Consider the following 2325-nt stretch of genomic DNA (forward strand, 5'->3'; position numbering starts at 1 on the left):
GTCTCGTCATGCGGTGCGCCGGTGAGCAACGCGTTCACCGCGCGGGCCGTGCCCCAGGTGAGGTCGAACGTGCCGGAACGCACCCGGCGCAGCACCCAGCCCAGCGCCTGCCCCTGCCGCAGGACGAAGGTCCGGGCAGCGGGTGACGCCGGGGCCTGAGGGTCACCGGCCAGAATGCGACGCACGGCGTCGGTGGACAGGTCGAAACCGGCCAGCACGGCGGCATCGCAGACGTGCTCGGCGAACAGGCTTTCCGCGCGGAACAACGCGCCGGAACGGGCATCGACAATCATGAAACACCTCCTGCCGGACGGAAACAAAGCCCCGGCGCGCCGCTGTCACGGCGCGCCGGGGACACCCCTGCGTGGGAAAACCGGTACTCGGATTCAGTCTAGCACACCGCCGCCGCAAAGGCCAATCCGCCGCGCCGGACGCGAAGCCTGCCGCCGACCTCTGCCCGCAAAAACGACGCCCGCCCCCGGCGGAACACCGGAGGCGGACGGGACAACAGCGCGTTTGAAAGCGACGGCTATTCCATGCCCATGGCCTTGCCGATCTTGCGCGCCACCTTCTTGACCTTTTCGAAGGGTTTGCCTTCTTCCAGCTTGGCGAATTCGCGCAGCAGTTCTTCCTGCTTCTTGGTCAGGCTTACGGGCGTCAGCACGCGCACCTCCACCAGCAGGTCGCCTTTCTGGTGGTGCCCAAGATAGGGCAGGCCCTGGTCGGTCAGGCGAAACACCTCGCCGCTCTGGGTGCCCTTGGGAATTTCCAGGGTCACCGGGTCATCCAGGGTGGGCACCTCGATGCGGTCGCCCAAGGCGGCCTGCGCGAAGCTGATCTCGTGAGTGATCACGAGGTCCTGGCCCTGACGGCGGAAGGTCTTGTCCTGCTCCACGCTGACGACCACGTACAGGTCGCCGGGGGGGCCGCCGTGCAGGCCCGGCTCTCCCTCGCCGCGCAGGCGCAGGCGGTTGCCGGTGTCCACCCCGGCAGGAATGCGCACGGACAGCTCGCGCACCTGCTGAAGGATGCCCGAACCCTTGCACTTGGGACAGGGAGTGGGGATGACCTGGCCTTCGCCCCGGCACACGGGGCAGGGCACGGCGATCTGGAAAAAGCCCTGGCTCTGGCGAATCTGGCCGCTGCCGCCGCAGTGGCGGCAGGTTTCGGGCTTGGTGCCCGCAGCCGCGCCGGACCCGTTGCACTCGTCGCAGGTAACCTTCTTGGGCAGGCGCAGGGTGACTTCGTCGCCCTTGGCGGCCTGCCGGAAGGAGATGGACAGGTTGTAGCGCAAATCGGCCCCGGCCTGGGGACGCGGACCGCGCATGCGCGACGAGCCGGTGGCAAAGCCGAAAAGATCGCCGAATATGTCGCTGAAATGCGCGAACACGTCGTCGGCATTGGCAAAACCGTGGCCGCCGCCGTTGCCGTTGAGGCCCGCGTGTCCGAAGCGGTCGTACCGCGCCCGCTTGTCGGCGTCGCGCAGCACGTCATAGGCCTCGGCGGCCTCCTTGAACATCTGTTCGGCCTCGGGATTGTCCGGGTTGCGGTCGGGATGGTACTGGAGCGCAAGCTTGCGATACTGCCGCTTGATCTCGTCCTCCGACGCGTCCCGGGCTACGCCGAGCACCTCGTAATAGTCACGCTGGCTCATGGCTGGCTATTCGGCCCGGAAGTCTTCCTCGGTCTCCACGTAGCGCGCCTCTTCATCGGGCAGTACCTTGCCCGCGGCGATTTCACGCAGGGCGGTTACCACTTCCTTGTTGCGCGAATCCACCAGCGCCTCGTACCCTTCGCGGTACTGATGCACGCGCTTGATGGCCATCTGCACGAGAAGGAAGCGGTTATCGACGCGTTCCTGGCAGTCTTCAACGGTAATGCGGGCCATGGGAGCTCCTTGCGGAAAGGATTGGGCGTGCGGCACGGGCGCGCAACGCCTCTTTCAGGTAATGCGGCAAGGCCGGTTGTCCAGCCCCCCGCGCGATTTCCGGCGGGTGGCGGTGAACTTCCGGCATTGGGGCACATGGGGCGACATTGTGGGCGGCACACTGGCGGCATGCGGACGCAGTACGCCAAGCTGCGCAACATACCCATCCTGTCAAGCCACGTCAAGCACATCATGGTGCCGGGGCGCGGGGACAACGCGCGGGCGTGTGTCTTTCTTGTTGATGCACGGCACGCCGCAATGGTGTGGCGCCAACGGACCTGACGCGCGCACGGACCAGACGGACAGGCGGGACCGCCCGGCGGTGTCAGCGGTTGCTTCCGCCCCCGCGCCGGGGTATCGGGGGGCGGCCCGGCGGTCCACGCTCCGCCCTTGCGCCG

The 2325-nt window shown here is 67.4% G+C and carries 3 protein-coding genes; all 3 read right to left on the reverse strand.

Going from position 1 to position 2325, the window contains the following annotated elements; all coding sequences use genetic code 11:
- Positions 1-293: hypothetical protein (locus tag FVW27_RS13425; protein WP_167125939.1), on the reverse strand; the 293-nt coding region annotated here is incomplete at its 3' end.
- Between the two features lie 236 nt (positions 294-529).
- The gene (dnaJ, locus tag FVW27_RS13430) at positions 530-1654 is read right to left on the reverse strand and encodes a molecular chaperone DnaJ (RefSeq protein WP_167125942.1); all 1125 of its coding nucleotides are present in this window, start codon (positions 1652-1654) and stop codon (positions 530-532) included.
- A gap of 6 nt (positions 1655-1660) precedes the next feature.
- On the reverse strand, positions 1661-1888 hold the full coding sequence (gene rpoZ / locus FVW27_RS13435) for a DNA-directed RNA polymerase subunit omega (protein ID WP_012613402.1): 228 nt from the start codon (positions 1886-1888) through the stop codon (positions 1661-1663).
- Positions 1889-2325 lie beyond the last annotated feature (437 nt).

The organism is Nitratidesulfovibrio liaohensis (assembly GCF_011682075.1).
Classification (GTDB): domain Bacteria; phylum Desulfobacterota; class Desulfovibrionia; order Desulfovibrionales; family Desulfovibrionaceae; genus Cupidesulfovibrio; species Cupidesulfovibrio liaohensis.